This window comes from Halobacillus sp. AWH4_228 (assembly GCF_056158365.1).
In genome coordinates this window covers 321936-338084 of the sequence record NZ_JBSWTE010000001.1, presented here as the reverse complement: position 1 = coordinate 338084, position 16149 = coordinate 321936, and the positions used below count along the sequence as shown (strand labels likewise).

The following is a 16149-nucleotide window of genomic DNA, read 5'->3' as shown; positions in this document are numbered from 1 at the left end:
TAGTTTACCATGACGATTCCAGGAATAGAAAAACACCACAGGTATCCTGTGGTGTTCATGCAAGCTGTAGAGAGTGTTTACTCCCTGTTAAGTTGAGGTCACGAGCAGCGTTCGGTGGCGACAGCCTGCGGGAACAGCACGGACCGAAGATCCACTTGGGCAGATGGTTTTTTTGCCCAAGTCAGCTGAGATCGTGCCCGCGGCAAGCAGCCACCGATAAGCGGAACGTGACCATCACCATGACAAATCTTTCTCTCTTTTTATAGAATGCCAATCGTATTCAACAGAATGACGACCGCAACGGAAATGACCGGAATCAGAAGCGCGACGACGAAGATGTCGCGGTAGCTGTCCTTGTGGGTCATGCCGGTGATCGCAAACAGCGTGAGAACCGCTCCGTTATGCGGCAGTACGTCTAGCCCGCCGGAGGACAGGGAAGCGACGCGGTGGAACGCTTCGGCGCTGATGCCGGTGTCCTGGGCGATTTGATAGTACTTGGAGCCGAGGGCTTCAAGGGCGATGCCGAGGCCGCCGGAGGCGGAGCCTGTGGCACCGGCGAGGACGTTGACGGCGACTGCTTCGGAGATGAGCGGGTTGCCTTTGATGCCGACGAGGATCTGCGTGAGCTTCTCAAAGCCGGGCACTTCGCGGACGACAGTCCCGAAGCCGACGGCGGCACTGGTATTGATGATGGCGATGACGGAGCCGCTCGCCCCTTTGTTGATGGATGTGACGAACTTTTTGAACAAGGTGACGTTCAACAGCATGATTAAGAGAATTCCTGCGATTAAGGCGGTGACGACGTCCCATTGCAGCAAGTTGAGTGTCAGTAACACGGTCAGCAGTGGCAGAATCGACAGGATGAAGTGCGGCTCGCGCTCCACGTCACCGAGGGAACTTTTATCCTCCGGTTCGACGAAGATGTCGCCTCTGTCGCGCAGCTGTTTCTCTCTAAAGCGCAGGTACAAATAGCCTCCGACCGCCATGATGATGGCGGCGACGATCCCCATGACCGGGGCCGCGGATGCGGTTGTACCGAAGTATTCCATTGGAATGAGGTTTTGGATCTGCGGTGTACCAGGCAGGGCCGTCATCGTGAAGGTGAAGGCGCCGAGCCCGACGGTCGCTGGTATGAGCTTCCGGCTGATGTTGGCTTCCCGGAACAGTGATAAGGCGAGCGGATAGACCGCGAAGACGACGACGAACAAGCTCACCCCGCCGTACGTTAAGACGGCGGCGGAGACGAGTACGCCGAGGATGGCGCGCTTGGTGCCGATCACTTTTGTGAATGCGACGGCGACCGAGCGGGCCATGCCGGTGTCCTCCATCAGTTTTCCGAAGATCGCCCCGAGCATGAAGACCGGGAACCATGATTTCGCAAAGGCGACAAAGCCGCCCATGTACGTATCTTTATAAGCATCGAGCAGGTCGAGACCGCCGGTGACGGCGACGACGCCGGCAGCGATCGGTGCGACCCAGATGATCGACCAGCCGAGGTAGGCGAGCGCCATCAGGACGATGAGGCCGAGTAATATCCCGAACATTGGTGTTTCCCCCTAAATGATTTTTACGTTAAGATTTTAGACGGTTTCGACGACCATGGCAATCCCCTGTCCGCCTCCGATGCAGAGCGAAGCCACGCCATAGCGTCCGCCGCGGCGCTTCAATTCCTTGATCATCGTATACAACACGCGGGTCCCGCTGGCGCCGACCGGGTGGCCGAGCGCGATGGCGCCGCCGTTGACGTTCACTTTTTCACGGTCGAGGCCGAGCTCTTTTTCCACCGCCAGATACTGCGCGGCAAAGGCTTCGTTCACTTCGATAAGATCCATATCCTCAAGGGAGAGCTCCGCTTTTTCAAGCGCCTGACGAATCGCCGGCGCAGGGCCGATGCCCATGTAGTGCGGATCCACACCGGCCACGGACCAGGAGACGATTCTTGCGACCGGGCTTAAGCTGTGGTCGTGTACGTAGTTTTCACTGGCCAGAACGACCGCTCCAGCGCCGTCATTGATGCCGCTTGCGTTTCCGCCTGTGACACTGCCGTCTTTTTTGAAGGCGGGCTTCAGCTTGGCCAGATTTTCTGAATTCGTGTCTTCCCGTATGTGCTCGTCCTGATCGACGACGGTCATGCCTTTGCGTCCCTTCACTTCCACCGGAGCGATTTCCTCAGCAAACCGGCCGGAGCGGCGGGCTTCGGCGGCACGCTGGTGACTGCGGGTCGCATATTCATCCTGGGCTTCGCGTGAGATTTCATAACGTTCGGCCAGATTCTCCCCTGTCATGCCCATGCCGGCACCGATGTACTCATCGGTGAGCGCGGACCAGAGCATATCATCGACCTTCGGTGTGCCGAGCTTCGTACCAAAACGGCTGCCGCGCAGGGCGTACGGGGCGAGACTCATGCTGTCGACACCACCGGCAAGTGCGGTATCCCCTTCCCCGAGGAGAATGGACTGGGCTGCAGATACAACGGACTGCATGCCCGAACCGCAGAGGCGGTTGACGGCAAGGGCCGGGCTTTCCATCGGGATGCCTGTCTTCAGCGCGATGTGGCGCGCCATGTACGGTGCGTTTTGAGATGAATGAATGACGTTGCCGATGACGGAAAAGTCGATGCTGCCGGCGTCGATGCCGCTCCGCTTCAGTGCTTCTTTTCCTGCGGTGATGCCGAGGTCTGTCGGCTCCACGTCCTTGAGGGCGCCGCCGAACGTGCCGAACGGCGTGCGCGCTCCTTCTACGATATATACGGATTTCATTGAAATACCCCTTTCGGTTACTGAGTCGTATAGCCGCCGTCGATGACAGCCGCCTGACCGGTAATGCCTTTCGCTTTGTCACTGGCTAAAAACAGCGCGTAGTCGGCGATTTCCTGAACTTTTAGAAGACGCTTCTGCGGCACGAGCGGGTAGATGACTTCCTCGAGTGCCTTATCGAGCGAGACGCCGCGGTTGTTGGCGAGATCCTCAAGCTGGTTGCGGACGAGCGGGGTATCGACATAGCCCGGGCAGATGGCGTTGACGGTGATGCCGTCTTCCGCGCCTTCCAGAGCGGTCACTTTGGTCAGACCGATGACGCCGTGCTTGGCGCTGTTGTAGGCGGACTTGCCGGCGAATCCGATCAGGCCGTTGATCGAGGCCATGTTGAGGATGCGGCCGAAGCCCTGCTTTTTCATAATCGGGAACACGTGCTTTGTCGCCATGAACGGCGCAACAAGCATGATCTTCGTAATCAGCTCGAACTTCTCTGTCGGAAACTCCTCGATGGACGAAACGTGCTGGAGGCCGGCATTGTTGACGAGCACGTCGAGACGGCCGTATTTGTCCACGGTGGCATCAATGGCGTCCTGGATATCCTTTTCCTTCGTCACGTCACAGACGAGCCCTGTGACGTCATATCCCTCTGAAGATAGCTGCTCTTCAGCTTCCTTCACTTTTTCCTCGTTTATATCGCTCAAGGCGACCTTGGCACCGTTCTTTGCGAATTCGGTGCCGATTTCATAGCCGATGCCGCTGGCCGCGCCTGTAATGAAGACGACTTTATTTTCTATCATCCGGTGTTCCTCCTCACGTGTTGGACTGGATTGTCATCAGCTCGTCGCTGACGATCAGATCCGCTTCTGTCGATGCCTTGATTTCGTCTACTGTCCAGCCTTCGGCGATTTCGATCAGCTTCAGGCCTTCCTCTGTTACGTCCATAACGGCACGCTCGGTAATGATGCGGTCGACGACGCCTTTTCCTGTGAGCGGCAGACGGCATGCCTTCAGGATTTTCGGATCGCCGTGCTTGTTCACGTGGTCCATGATGATGACGACTTTTTTGGAGCCGTGGACGATATCCATCGCCCCGCCCATGCCTTTGATCATTTTTCCAGGGATCATCCAGTTGGCGAGATCACCGTTTTCTGCGACTTCCATCCCGCCTAAAATCGCAAGGTCGAGGTGCTCACCGCGGATCATAGCGAACGATTCGGCACTGTCACAGTAGGCGGCGCCGATGGAGGCGGTGACGGTTTCCTTTCCGGCGTTGATCAAGTCCGGGTCGACTTCCTCTTCATACGGAGAGCGTCCGATGCCAAGCAGTCCGTTTTCCGACTGCAGGACCACTTCCTTATCGGAATCAATGTAGTTGGCGACCATCGTCGGCATTCCGATTCCAAGGTTCACATAGTAACCGCTTTCAATTTCCTTTTCAGCACGTCGGGCAATCAGTTCCCTGACTGCCGCTTTATCCATTTCTACGGCCATAATAGCCCCTCCTTTTGTTATGCGTGAGTGCGTACGGTCCGGCGTTCGATACGTTTTTCCTGCTGTCCTTCAATAAGTCCCTGTACGTAGATGCCCGGTGTGTGGATTTGATCGGCATCGAGTTCTCCCGGCTCGACCAGCTCTTCGACTTCAGCGATCGTGACAGCCCCGGCAGCGGCCATCATCGGGTTGAAGTTGCGCGCCGTTTTGTTATAAATGAGGTTGCCGTGCTTGTCACCCTTCAGGGCACGGACGAGGCTGACATCAGCGGTAAGTCCGGTCTGCAGCAGATAGTCCTTACCGTCGAAGGTGCGCACTTCTTTTCCTTCCGCAATCGGTGTTCCGACGCCTGCCGGTGTATAGAAAGCCGGAATGCCGGCGCCGCCTGCACGGATGCGTTCGGCGAGTGTTCCCTGCGGCGTGAGCTCGACTTCCAGTTCGCCTGCGAGCACCTGGCGTTCGAATTCCTTGTTTTCGCCGACGTAGGAGCCGATCATCTTATCAATCTGTTTGTTTTCCAAAAGCAGGCCGAGCCCCCAGTCGTCGACGCCGCAGTTGTTGCTGATGACGGTGAGATGCTTCACGTTCGATTCGACGAGTGCCAAAATGAGATTTTCCGGGATTCCGACGAGTCCGAATCCTCCGACCATAATCGTTGAGTGATCGTTTATGTCCTTAACCGCTTCCTGAAATGATGTGTGAATGTGTTTCATATTGGTTTCCACCCCTTCCACCCTACTACATGCAAGTTTCATGCCAACTTTTCAACCGCGGTACTAAAGGAATCTGGTTTTCCGGTTTCCGGATTTATGGAAAAACTGATTCGTTATTCATGAGAACCCTTACAAAAAGGCGTAAAAAAACCCATTCCGGATTTCCGGAACGGATTCCTGAAATCTGGAATGGCTTACAGGTCGTACTTTTTCACTTTGTCATACAGGCTTGATTTGCCGATGCCGAGGCGGTCGGCGGCTGTGCACTTGTCACCGTCTGCTTCTTCGATCGCGCGGAGGATCGCCGTTTTTTCCGCTTCCTCGATGACGTCCTTGAGCGTCTGTCCGGCGCGCTGGCCGTTTCCGGATGATGATAGATAATCCGGCAGGTCGCCGTAACGGATTTCCCCGTCGTCCGTCATATGAATGGCGGATTCGATGACGTTTTCCAATTCACGGACATTCCCCGGCCAGTCGTGTTTGTTAAAGAGAGCCTCCACATCCGGGGCGAGCGTCTCGACCCGTTTGCCGGTCCGGTCACTGAGCTTTTTCAACAGAAACTTCGTGAGCACTTTGATGTCGCCCCGGCGTCTGCGGAGCGGCGGAATATCGATCTGGACGACATTGATGCGGTAGAAGAGATCCTCCCGGAATTTGTCCTCCTTAATGAGCGCTTCGAGCGGCCGGTTGGTGGCAGCGATGATGCGGACGTCGATGGCCTGCGGCTTCTCTGCGCCGACCGCTTCGATTTCGCCTTCCTGCAGGGCACGGAGGATTTTCACCTGGGCGTGCAGCGGCATGTCGCCGATTTCATCGAGAAACAGCGTACCGCCGTGGGCGAGCTGGAATTTGCCCGGCTTGCCGCCTTTTTTCGCTCCGGTAAATGCCCCTTCCTGGTAGCCAAACAGCTCCGCTTCGATCAAATGCTCCGGGATGGCCGCACAGTTCACCTTGATGAACGGCTGCTGGCTCCGCTCACTCAAGTGATGGATGCTGTGGGCGAACAATTCCTTCCCTGTCCCGCTTTCGCCGCGGACGAGCACCGACACATCGCTGTAGGCGGTTTTACGGATCTTTTCCTTGACCTGCAGCACTTCCGGTGAGGTGGTGATGATGTCATGAAGCGAATACTTGGCACCGTTCACGTGCTGCATCTGGCTGCGGTACGTCTCGAGCTCAAGCAGCAGGTCCTTGATGTGGGTGTTCATGATTTTCCATTCGTCGGTATCACGGAACAGCACCATGCCGAGGGCCCCAATCACCTCGCCGTCCTCCTGGAGCGGAATCCGGTGGGCGATCATATAATCGCCGCGGATCTTCTGGAGATCGGCCATCTCCTCCTCCCCTGTGTCGACGACGATGTGCATCCGCGTATTCTCGATCACTTCGGTGACGTGGCGGCCGGCGATCTCTTTTGGATCCACTTCCAAAAAACGGCCGTAGCTTTCGTTCATATAGGAAATCCGTCCGTCCCGGTCGACGACGACGATACAGTGCTTCACATTGCCAAACAGCGTCTCCAGCACATGATTGCGCTCCTCAAGCATCGATGGCATCCTGGGTCACTCCTTTATTATGATAACGTTTTCAATAGTCGCTACTTTGAGTCTATCAAAAGAGAGCTGGCGTTGCTAGATACCCCACCTCCTTTTTTTACCATGATAGGATGGGAAAGGGAGGTGTTTGATATGGATTGGTTGTGGAGCTGGATGGCCTTATCTTTGGCCGTCGGTGCCTTTTATACAGCGGAACAGGCGAAAAAAGAGAATAAGAGGTTGAAGGAGCGGTTGGACCGTCTGGAGCGGGAAAGAGACGAGGACCATTCCTTATAATAGGTTATACTCTTCCTGTGTTTTAGTAAAAATTACAGCTTTTCCTAAAACAAACATGGGATATGTAAAAGCAAATACCTATATCATGCAATAAAATAGATAAAAATGCCTACAAAAGGAGCGTGAAGCCGCCAAAAATAAAAAAACGGGAGACCGCATCCATACAACCTTTCGGCCCGGACCAGTCAGAAAGAGAACCGGGATACACTTGAAGGAATACGAGGTGGTTGTTTTGGTTTATATCGTATGGGCAGAAGCCCTGATCATTGTCGTGTTTACCGTGTTATTAATGAAAGATCTTCTTAAGAAAAAGGCAGCGGACGCTCCAACAGCTGCCGATCCCCCCGCAAGAAGCGGCCCCCCGTCGAAACAACCGTACGTACAAAGAAGCTTCCGGGTCGATGTACCCCATGTCGAAAGTAAAATCATCATCATTGATATCGATACCAAACGGTTCAAAGCCTTGAACCAGAAATACTTTATCGGCTACATCGAAAACATCAGCCTCACCGGATTGAAATTTTCTTCACCGTACAACATCCCCATCCAGGAGAACATCACCATTGCGCTGCACTTTTTCTTGAACGACGAAGAGTTTGACCTGCAGGCCCGGATGGCCCGGAAACACGAGGAGTTATCAAGCTCCGCCGTTGTCTATGGGGTGGAGTTCATCGAAATCAGCGAAAAGAACCGGGAGCGCCTGGCGCGCATCCTGAATCAGCTGCAGATCGTGACAAATAATAAAGCGCTCTGAACAGAACAAACCCCCGGATACCCGGGGGCCTGTGCCTACTCCTCTTCGCTCAGCTCATAGTTTTCCAGCATATAGATCCGCTCCATCATGATTTACATAGCGTTTTGAAAAAATTAACATAGAATAGGTTATTTTTTCAATTTATGTTATTTTTTTGGTCGCTTTTCACATATTAAATGATAGAATTTTACTAAATAGAAAAGAAGGTGTGTGGGTTATGAGTTATATAAAAAGAGATTATGAAATAGTTTTTGATGGATTACAAATTGATAAGGATGATGAAGAAAAATATATTTCGTTGTCTAAAATTGATCAATATGGTATGCAAAGAATTAAAAAAATCACAATTGTGTCATTTATAATAACGTTCATAATATCTATATTTTATGGGGATTTCAATGAATTTAACATCGATTTTTCTATAATGCCGAAAACAACCACCGTAATTTTTTCAATAATATTCTACCTTATACTAGCAGGATTAATTAGATACGCACCATTTTCTTTAGTTAAAAGTGTATATTTGAAAAGTAATAAAACTTCTTCTAACAAAGAAAAAACACCTACACCTAGATTTGGGTGTATATTCAGTTTTATGAAATTTTTACTTAGCCCGGATTTATATTACTCTAATTACTTTAAAGTTAAATTCACAAAGCTTTGGAAGGAACAAAATGAATGCAATTGCTCCAATAAAAAATATATCAGCATTAAAGAGAATTTATGTATTCAATGCTTTGATTCAATCAAAATTATGAATAAATACTTTATAAAATTTTCAAATTGGCTAAATTTATGCTTTTCGTTAATTCTTGCTGATTTTATAATCCTTACTTTACTATATGGCAACTCAGATTTAAAAAGCATACTTCAAGTTATATTTCCTATATTAGTTTATCGTCTTATATCTCGAACATTTGAAATTACAACTGCATTTTACAAAGATGTAGTAAATGTCAAAGCTAAAATTTTCAAAACCAATGATAAAGTAAAATCTAAAGTAAGCCAACGAGAAAAAATGTATTTACACGAATGGAGAAACTCTTACTTAAGAAAGCCCGAGAGAATTTCACTAGCAGTTCACAGCCTAATAGAATTATTAATTTCTTTTTTTCTGCTTTACCTTTTTCAATATATAGCCTTGCCAGAAAATTTTATTAAAGTAGAACCTATAGGACAATTTTTCAGTGATAATGTCTCTTTGTTAGAACTTGCTCTATACACAACATCGGTAACCTTTTTCAACATATCTTACTTTGATTCAGGATCTATTTTTTGGAATGTGGTCCACGTTTGGCAAGTATCTTTAAGCATGGTTTTAATTGTACTTTCTATAGCTGCTTATCTCAGTTACGATGATGATATCTTTCAAAGAGAAAGAATTTTTTTCCAAAATGTTTTATCTAAATAGTTGATCAATGAATAAACATAGCCCCTCTTTATTTAATAAAGAGGGGCTATGTTTATTCATAGTTTTCCAGCATATAGATCCGCTCCATCATTGTCGGATGCCCGTAGCGCAGGTACTTCACGAGCGCCGGTGGATCGACGTCACTCAAACCGTTGACGGTGAGCTCCTGGAAGGACCCGACGGCCGCTTCCGTATCCTGTGTCATCTCGATCGCATAACGGTCGGCATCCGCTTCCGCATTGCGTGATATCGCAAGCTCCACAGGACTTGTGATAAAGGAAAGCAGCGTCAGAATCAAATAAAACATCGGCAGACTGGCAATGTCGGACACTTTCGTGAAGCCGAGTTTTTCTCCGTAGCGCCGGACGCTCCACCGCAGCAGATGATAGGTCGCCAGCAGTCCTAGGAAGGTGGCGAAGATGGCACCGGCAAGATTCCAATACAGGTGATTCATGACGTAGTGGCCGATTTCATGCGCCATGATGAAAAGCACTTCATTTTCCTGAAGCCGGTTCAGCGTCGTATCCCATAAAACGATGCGAAGATTGGAGCCAATGCCGTTCACATAGGCGTTCATGCTGTTCGTTTTCTCCGACATGTTCACTTCATAGACACGGTCGGCGGGAATATCCGCTTCATCGGCGAGCGTGAGAATTTTTCCCTCGAGCTCTTTATCCTGCAGTTCACCGAAATCATTATACAGCGGGTCGATGACGACGGGCTGCAGGTACATCATGAAAATGAGAAACGGGATCATGAGCAGCCAGGCGATCAGCCACCAGCGCTTTTCGAATTTTTTCATGAGGAAATATAAGACAGTAATGAGAACGGCCATGATGAGCCAGCCGATCCAGAAGCTGAGCAGCTCATCACGCATCCAGCTTGAAAAGCTCTGGGTGGAAATGCCGTACTCCACCGACAAGCGCCGCTTTACGTAATCGATCGGGAATAACAGGATCGATGTCAGCGTCGATAACAACAGCACAAACAACGGAATCTGGATGATGCGGAAGCGTGACACCTTCTCCCCGAACTGCTTGAAGACGATCGACGCGCCGAAAATCATCACACCGAGGTAGACGATCCACTCCAACGGCTCGCCGAGAAAGGAGAGGAAGTTCTGATAGGTCGAGTATTCCTGACTGAGTTCAAGCTCCCTCGCGGTCATAAATGTCGCAGGGTCGGCGGCGGTCCCTTCGTATTCCGGAGGCACGCCGGGGTTTGACCACTGGAAAAAATACAGGCCCAGGACCAGACTATAGAGGCCGTAGAGAATGAACGTCCATGTGATAAATTTTTTCTTCACTGCCTGCCCTCCCTGACATACGCATTCGTCATAGTGTACGAGCCCGTCCGCCCGCTTAGAACGTTTCCTTCAGGATCAGATGCATCAGATGATCCGGAATTTCCAGCAGCGACTTTTTAAGAAACGCCGGCTTCACCTCATGCAGGGACAGATCATCCAGAGCAATCCACTGATAGATAAGACGATCGCCTTCTTTACCGGAAAAAGGACCGGTCCTGAACTGTGGCTCCTTCGTTTCCAGCGCATAGTAAAAAGCCACCTCATGAAGCGCTTCCCCGCGGTGAGGGAAAAAGCTTTCGGCAATCCAGACCGTACGCTCGACCTCGACTTCCCAGCCGAGTTCCTCCCTCATCTCACGGATGATCGTATTCATCGAATCCTCGCCGAGCTCAATGCCACCACCCGGCAGGGACCAGTGGGCATCTTTCTTTTGTTTATGTAACAGCACATGCCCCTGCTCGATCAGTATGCCGGCGGCGCGGTGATTGAAAAACCGGCCGTCGCTGCGGAATCGTACATCCATCCGTCTGCCCCCTTTTTTCGTTAACAAATCCCATTCCTATTACTTACGCCGGACGGGGGCGGTAGTCCTTTATTTTTTTGGAGCAGCTGTGACTTATCTGAATATATGGATTTCCACCTATTCAAGGATATGTGGGTAAACAGAAGATCGGCTGGTTCTCCCCTCCCTTTTTATCAGCATATAAGAAAAGCCCCCAAAAAGGACGTTAAGACGGAAGATACTGTTTTGGAATAAAATCGTTTATTATTAGTTGCTTTCCCAGGGTTGTCTGTCTCAGGTAATCCATGAATAATTAGATGACAGAAGTGTTGTTTAAAAGAGGAGTTGATAGAACGTGAACTTTATAAAATATGGTGTCTTTCTTTTATTCGGTTCTTTTGTTCATTACAGTATAGTGATGATGTACAGCCAATGGCTCATGTTGCAGAATTTAGAGACTTTGGGGAGTGGCTGACCGATGGAGGCGCATGTCTTCACTGGCTTTCCCATGATATTCAGGACCGAACTCATCGTCGCAGCTGTACTGCTTGTCCTTGGAACCTACCAGATGTTGAAGAAAAATCGTTCGTAAAAACCGGAGCGGCTTTTTGTTAAGTCCCCTACTTTCCGGGACTGAATTAATGTATCTTAAGGTTGTACAACAAGGAAGAATATCATGAAGAACTCTAACAAGTTGGAGATACGTTTACATAAGTTCAGATACAATAGCACTCATCATGACTGATGTTGCTGCTGTAAGAATGAAAGAATGCAGAACCCCCGGAAGCAGGTCGCTTCCGGGGGTTTCTCTTTACCAGATCTGTTCCACATATTCCGGGTGGTCGATGAACGGGTTGCGGTTGCCTTGATAGTCACTGAAAATGATCTCGTTACGGTTACGCTCAAAGCTGTCTACCGGATCGCTCTCATGCCACTGTTTCAATGTGGAAAGCTTCCCTAAGTATGGACCGCTCGTACCGGTGTAATCCGCAATTTCAAGGTCCAGTTCGCCCTGATCGCCTTCATAGCGGACGGCCATATAGAAAATCATCCGTGCCACATCCCCTTTGACCTCATCACGGGGCTCCCAGGAGTCACTGTCCGAATACGTATCCGGAGCGTCGGCATAAGCGGATCCGCCATTATCAAAATCTAGGTTGCTGCGGGCAGAGTTCACCGATACATCGGTCGGACGCAGGTGATGAATGTCGGTGCCGGCTCCCATGCTCGTGCCGAAATCGCCGTGCGACTTCGCCCAGACGTGCTCGCGGTTCCAATCATCGACATACCCGCCGTTGTCATACTTGGATATCGAGTTCCCTGTATACAGGAGCAGGACATTGCCTGTGTTGCTCGGATCTTCATCGGTATGACGAAGCGCATCCCATACGTCGGAATATGTAAGCTCCGTGTGATCGTCGATGACGTTGTGCAGCTCCTGCTTCAACGCATCTCCTGTTAATCCATCCGCACTGCTGTAGTAGTCACCGGACGTCGAGCCGTCTCCGTCCCCGCTTCCGGTGTCGCCGCCGCAGTCGCCGGACGTTTTGGCGATCGAGCTTACGTATTCGACGCCTTCATGGCCGAAGTAGGCATCACGTGTGCCGTCCACGACGATTTTTTCACCCATCAGACCGGGGTTGTTCTGGAGTCCCCACTCATAGCGGTATTCGGAATCCAATTTGACCAGAATCATGTCGTTCATATCGGTTTCGCCGGCATCATCCGCAAGCGCGAGGGCATAATTGGAGGAAAAATCGCTCTGCTCCACGGTGGACTGGGATACCGGTACGCCGACGATGTACCCTTCAACAGTCACATCGGACCCGTTGGACGTCTGCATCGCTTCCTGGACAGACAGGTTTCCAGCGGCGCTTACAGCTGGTCCCCCGGTAAAAAAGACAAGACTAAAGACAATCAAAAATAATTTCTTCATCATGTACACTCCCTTGTTTGTCATGTGGCCTTACACCGCTTCTTTCCATATCGACCTTTGATTTCCTGCCTGAAACCGTGAAGTTAGCACGATTCTCACAGAGCGTTAACATCCGCTTCATAATGAGGACCTCCGGCGCATGACGTCCGAATCAGATTTCTTTTCTCCTGTCATAGGAACATCACGGGTACATATGTATAAAGGGTAAGCCATTGATTCCAAGGAGGAGATGTTCACATGAGTGAAAAGCGCAGCTCTAAGGAAAAAGACGGCTTCTTCAAGCAGGTGGCCAAAGAGGCCAACAACATCGTCCACCAGACGGTCGATTCGTCCGGGAAGGTCATCAAATCGATTACCGGTGAAGGCGGATTGATTGGCAGAACCGTCGATTCATCGGGGAACATCATTAAAAAAGCGTCCGAAAAAAGCACCGAAGCCATCGACAAAACGGTGGATACGTCCTCTGAAGCCTTCAAGAAAGTGAAAAATAAAACGTTCCCCCGCAAGGATAAGGAATAACCCCTGCCCCGCCGGCTTTCCGGCGGGTTATTTTTATTTTGTGAAATAGTGAGCAAAAGGGTTGTATTCTTCTTCGATCCGCCTTATAATACAATTACAGTTAACATGTGAAGTATTTCACATGAGCTTATAAGGAGGATCTATTCCATGAAGATTGCAGTAATTGGAAGTACCCACGCAGGAACCGCTGCGGTGACGAATATGGCGACCATGTATCCTGAAGCTCAGATTACCGTTTATGAACGAAACGATAACGTCTCCTTTCTATCCTGTGGACTCGCTCTCTATGTCGGCGGAGTCGTCGAAGACCCGCAGGGACTCTTTTATTCTTCTCCGGAGGAGCTGCAGAAGCTCGGCGTTACGATCCGGATGCAGCATGACGTGAAAGCCATTGATGCTGAAGCGAAAACGATCTATGCTGAGAACCTTGTGACCGGTGAACATCTCACCGATTCCTATGATAAATTAGTGATCACGACCGGATCATGGCCGGTGACACCGCCGATCGAAGGCATCGATCTTGAGAACATTCTGCTTGCGAAAAACTACAACCAAGCGAATACCATCATTGAACGAGCTGCACACGCTGAAAAAGTGACTGTCGTTGGAGCTGGTTATATCGGTGTCGAGCTTGTTGAAGCCTTTGAAAAAGCAGGCAAAGAGGTGACATTGATTGATGGTGCCGACCGGATTTTGAACAAATATCTGGATGAGGCGTTCACGTCCATCGTCGAAGAGGACTTCATAAACCGCGGCATGACGTTAGCGATGAATGAAACTGTCCAGCGGTTTGAAGGCAGCGACGGCCAGGTCGGGCGTGTGATCACGAACAGCGGAAGCTATGAGACCGATCTTGTCATCATGTGTGTCGGGTTCCGTCCGAATACCGATCTTGTCAAAGGAATCGTCGACACGCTCGATAACGGTGCGATCATCGTCAATGAATATATGCAGACGAGCCACCCTGATATCTTCGCAGCAGGAGACTGCTGTGCCGTGACGTACAACCCGACTGGAAAACATGCCTATATCCCGCTCGCAACGAACGCGGTCCGCATGGGAACACTCGCCGCCCGTAACATCATGGAGCCGGTCATGCCCCACGGAGGCACCCAGGGTACATCCGGGCTGCACATTTACGACTACAACATGGCATCCACAGGGCTGACAGAAACATCTGCTCAACTTTTAGATGTACATGTGAAAAGTTTCACAATAGAAGATACTCACCGCCCGGCGTTCATGCCGACAGCGGAAAATGTGAAGCTGAAAGTGACGATCGATCCGGAAACAAGGAAGATTCTCGGCGCCCAGGTGCTGTCCAAAGCCGATGTGACGCAGTCCATCAATACGATGAGCGTCTGCATTCAGGCCGGGATGACGATCGACCAGCTTGCTTACGTCGATTTCTTTTTCCAGCCGCACTTCAACCAGCCGTGGAACTTCTTGAACAAGGCGGGACTTGAAGCGCAGCAGGATTACAACCGAACACCAGCCCTTGTCTAATAAATCAAACCCCCGTGCCCATTCACGGGGGTTTGTTCATTTTTTCTTACAGCCTTTCTGCCGGTTCGTCAACGTCCGTCGCAGATGATGACCGAGTTCATCCAGAGGGATATTGTCATTCATGTACGGATCGCGCTCATATAACTCCACACATTCACGTTCTGCAGTTGACGTACGCTCACCTGACCTGAATGGAATGACATCTGCGATCAGAGCCCACCTCCAAGTGTGTTGTAGTCTCTGTATACTCGCAAACCTTCCATTTCCAACCAGTAAATCGGCTGGGTCAGCCTATCCGTTCGATATCATCCAGCACGTCGTAAATCTCCTGCTCTGTCACATCATAATGGGTCACAAACCTTACCACATAAGGTCCGAACGGGACAGCGAGAATGCCGCGTTCCTTCAGCTTTTCAACGAATGCTGCAGCCGTCATTCCGGTCGCTGTGACATCAACTAGGACGATATTCGTTTCGACCGGAGCGGCCTCATACCCCGGTAAACGGGACATTCCATCAGCAAGCAGCCGTGCTTTTTCATGATCGTCCGACAGCCGCTCCGTCATTTCCGTCAATGCAATATAGGCAGGCGCAGCGATCATCCCGACCTGCCGCAGACCACCTCCGAGCCGCTTCCGCCATTTTCTCGCCTGACGGATAAACGAGGACGAACCGGCGATGATCGACCCCACAGGTGCGCCCAACCCTTTCGATAAACAGATCTGCACGGTATCCGTCCAATCAGCGTACGCTTTCACAGACTTCCCTGAGGCAGCTGCGGCATTGAACAGTCGTGCCCCGTCCAAATGAACCGGAATGCCGTGCTCCCGGGCCGTTTCGTAAACCCGGCGCATGTTTTCAAGCGGGACAACGGCTCCCCCTGCTTTGTTGTGCGTGTTTTCCAGACAGATCAAACCAGTTTCCGGAAAATGAATATCATCCGCACGGACAGCCGCTTCAATATCATCCGGGTTCATCACTCCCCGGTGGCCGACGATCGTGCGGGGCTGAACGCCGGCAAGGGCGGACATGGCGGCCCCTTCGTAGAAGAAAACGTGCGAGGCGGCTTCAAGAATCACTTCATTCCCCGGTCTTGTATGGGTCAAAACGGCAATCTGGTTGCCTTGGGTACCGCTTGTGACAAACAAGGCGTCTTCCTTTCCGAGTGTCGCAGCCGCTTCGGCTTCCAATTTTTTGACGGAAGGATCCTCTTCATACACATCATCCCCCACCTCCGCTTCATACGCGGCCCGGCGCATCGCTTCCGTTGGTTTGGTTACTGTATCGCTTCGTAAATCGATCATCGTCTCTCCCCTTTTTCTTCTATTGTATAGAAGTTTCTGACAAAAGGAAAAGACGGCCGTGTCAAAAAACAGTCGAAAATCGCTTCAAATCGCCGAGTTTTCAATAAATGTCACTTGCTG

At 50.8% G+C, this 16149-nt stretch carries 15 protein-coding genes; 5 read left to right on the top strand and 10 right to left on the bottom strand.

The genetic code is table 11. The features are described 5' to 3' along the window. Positions 1 to 260: 260 nt before the first annotated feature. From ACXADP_RS01815 to ACXADP_RS01790, 6 genes are all read right to left on the bottom strand, one after another. Positions 261 to 1544 carry a GntP family permease gene (locus ACXADP_RS01815; RefSeq protein ID WP_474970663.1) on the bottom strand — a complete coding sequence of 428 codons (1284 nt, stop codon included), beginning with the start codon at positions 1542 to 1544 and terminating at the stop codon, positions 261 to 263. Between the two features lie 36 nt (positions 1545 to 1580). Further along, positions 1581 to 2759: a thiolase family protein gene (locus ACXADP_RS01810; protein WP_474970662.1), complete on the bottom strand. Its 1179-nt coding sequence runs from the start codon at positions 2757 to 2759 to the stop codon at positions 1581 to 1583. Between the two features lie 17 nt (positions 2760 to 2776). After that, positions 2777 to 3553: a 3-hydroxybutyrate dehydrogenase gene (locus ACXADP_RS01805; RefSeq protein WP_474970661.1), complete on the bottom strand. Its 777-nt coding sequence runs from the start codon at positions 3551 to 3553 to the stop codon at positions 2777 to 2779. A gap of 13 nt (positions 3554 to 3566) precedes the next feature. Continuing rightward, the gene (locus ACXADP_RS01800; protein ID WP_206934889.1) at positions 3567 to 4247 is read right to left on the bottom strand and encodes a 3-oxoacid CoA-transferase subunit B; all 681 of its coding nucleotides are present in this window, start codon (positions 4245 to 4247) and stop codon (positions 3567 to 3569) included. Between the two features lie 17 nt (positions 4248 to 4264). Next, positions 4265 to 4960 (bottom strand): CoA transferase subunit A, encoded by a 696-nt coding sequence (locus ACXADP_RS01795; RefSeq protein ID WP_474970660.1) that lies wholly within the window; start codon positions 4958 to 4960, stop codon positions 4265 to 4267. 194 nt (positions 4961 to 5154) lie between these two features. After that, complete coding sequence (locus ACXADP_RS01790; protein ID WP_474970659.1) at positions 5155 to 6516, bottom strand: sigma-54 interaction domain-containing protein; 1362 nt, start codon at positions 6514 to 6516, stop codon at positions 5155 to 5157. Positions 6517 to 6648: 132 nt separating this feature from the next. On the opposite strand from ACXADP_RS01790, the gene ACXADP_RS01785 reads away from it, so the two are divergent. From ACXADP_RS01785 to ACXADP_RS01775, 3 genes are all read left to right on the top strand, one after another. After that, on the top strand, positions 6649 to 6792 hold the full coding sequence (locus ACXADP_RS01785; RefSeq protein WP_474970658.1) for a LapA family protein: 144 nt from the start codon (positions 6649 to 6651) through the stop codon (positions 6790 to 6792). A 232-nt stretch (positions 6793 to 7024) separates the two neighbouring features. Beyond that, positions 7025 to 7546: a PilZ domain-containing protein gene (locus ACXADP_RS01780; RefSeq protein WP_474970657.1), complete on the top strand. Its 522-nt coding sequence runs from the start codon at positions 7025 to 7027 to the stop codon at positions 7544 to 7546. Between the two features lie 217 nt (positions 7547 to 7763). Beyond that, positions 7764 to 8957 (top strand): hypothetical protein, encoded by a 1194-nt coding sequence (locus ACXADP_RS01775; protein ID WP_474970656.1) that lies wholly within the window; start codon positions 7764 to 7766, stop codon positions 8955 to 8957. A 52-nt stretch (positions 8958 to 9009) separates the two neighbouring features. Here the strand turns inward: ACXADP_RS01775 and ACXADP_RS01770 are convergent, their stop codons facing one another. The 3 genes from ACXADP_RS01770 to ACXADP_RS01760 all read right to left on the bottom strand — a co-directional run bounded on the left by ACXADP_RS01770 (position 9010) and on the right by ACXADP_RS01760 (position 12701). Next, positions 9010 to 10263, bottom strand: a complete 1254-nt coding sequence (locus ACXADP_RS01770) for a M48 family metallopeptidase (protein ID WP_474970655.1) — start codon at positions 10261 to 10263, stop codon at positions 9010 to 9012. Between the two features lie 55 nt (positions 10264 to 10318). Beyond that, positions 10319 to 10786, bottom strand: a complete 468-nt coding sequence (locus tag ACXADP_RS01765; RefSeq protein WP_474970106.1) for an NUDIX hydrolase — start codon at positions 10784 to 10786, stop codon at positions 10319 to 10321. 790 nt (positions 10787 to 11576) lie between these two features. Beyond that, on the bottom strand, positions 11577 to 12701 hold the full coding sequence (locus ACXADP_RS01760) for an endonuclease (RefSeq protein ID WP_474970654.1): 1125 nt from the start codon (positions 12699 to 12701) through the stop codon (positions 11577 to 11579). 237 nt (positions 12702 to 12938) lie between these two features. On the opposite strand from ACXADP_RS01760, the gene ACXADP_RS01755 reads away from it, so the two are divergent. Together ACXADP_RS01755 and ACXADP_RS01750 are read left to right on the top strand one after the other, a co-directional pair. Continuing rightward, on the top strand, positions 12939 to 13220 hold the full coding sequence (locus ACXADP_RS01755; protein WP_474970653.1) for a hypothetical protein: 282 nt from the start codon (positions 12939 to 12941) through the stop codon (positions 13218 to 13220). Positions 13221 to 13367: 147 nt separating this feature from the next. Continuing rightward, positions 13368 to 14726: an FAD-dependent oxidoreductase gene (locus ACXADP_RS01750; protein WP_474970652.1), complete on the top strand. Its 1359-nt coding sequence runs from the start codon at positions 13368 to 13370 to the stop codon at positions 14724 to 14726. Between the two features lie 286 nt (positions 14727 to 15012). Here the strand turns inward: ACXADP_RS01750 and ACXADP_RS01745 are convergent, their stop codons facing one another. After that, complete coding sequence (locus tag ACXADP_RS01745; RefSeq protein WP_474970651.1) at positions 15013 to 16029, bottom strand: threonine aldolase family protein; 1017 nt, start codon at positions 16027 to 16029, stop codon at positions 15013 to 15015. Positions 16030 to 16149 lie beyond the last annotated feature (120 nt).